Origin of the sequence: Rhodococcus ruber, from assembly GCF_027270735.1 — a bacterium.
Lineage (GTDB): Bacteria > Actinomycetota > Actinomycetes > Mycobacteriales > Mycobacteriaceae > Rhodococcoides > Rhodococcoides rubrum_A.
The window spans coordinates 1-955 of sequence record NZ_JAPWIJ010000033.1 but is presented as its reverse complement, the minus strand read 5'-3'; the positions used below and the strand labels follow the sequence as shown (position 1 = coordinate 955).

Sequence of the window (955 nt, the reverse complement as noted above, 5' to 3'; positions counted from 1 at the left end):
GATTCAGGGTGGTTAGTGTCACTGATTCACCATGGGCGCGGTTACACGGGTACGGGAATATCAACCCGTTGTCCATCGGCTACGCCTGTCGGCCTCGTCTTAGGTCCCGACTCACCCTGGGCGGATTAACCTGGCCCAGGAACCCTTGGTCATTCGGCGGACGAGTTTCTCACTCGTCTTTCGCTACTCATGCCTGCATTCTCACTCGCGCAGCCTCCACACCTGGATCACTCCGATGCTTCCATGGCTGCACGACGCTCCCCTACCCACCCACACACCTGCACACAGATCCGCAGACCTGAATGGGGCTATTGTGTGAGTGCCGCAGCTTCGGTGGTGTACTTGAGCCCCGCTACATTGTCGGCGCAGGATCACTTGACCAGTGAGCTATTACGCACTCTTTCAAGGGTGGCTGCTTCTAAGCCAACCTCCTGGTTGTCTTCGCGACCCCACATCCTTTTCCACTTAGTACACGCTTAGGGACCTTAGCTGGCGATCTGGGCTGTTTCCCTCTCGACTACGAACCTTATCGCCCGCAGTCTCACTGCCACGCTCTCACTCACCGGCATTCGGAGTTTGGCTGATTTCGGTAAGCTTGTAGGCCCCCTAGACCATCCAGTAGCTCTACCTCCGGTGAGAAACACGTGACGCTGCACCTAAATGCATTTCGGGGAGAACCAGCTATCACGGAGTTTGATTGGCCTTTCACCCCTACCCACAACTCATCCCCTCAGTTTTCAACCTAAGTGGGTTCGGTCCTCCACGACGTCTTACCGTCGCTTCAACCTGGCCATGGGTAGATCACTCCGCTTCGGGTCTAGAACACGCCACTACACCACAAACGTGGATACGCCCTATTCGGACTCGCTTTCGCTACGGCTACCCCACACGGGTTAACCTCGCGACATGCCACTAACTCGCAGGCTCATTCTTCAAAAGGCACGCCATCACCAGC

General features: G+C 56.3%; 1 rRNA gene. It reads right to left on the bottom strand.

The features are described 5' to 3' along the window. Positions 1-955 (bottom strand): 23S ribosomal RNA (locus O4220_RS27695); the annotation flags it as partial.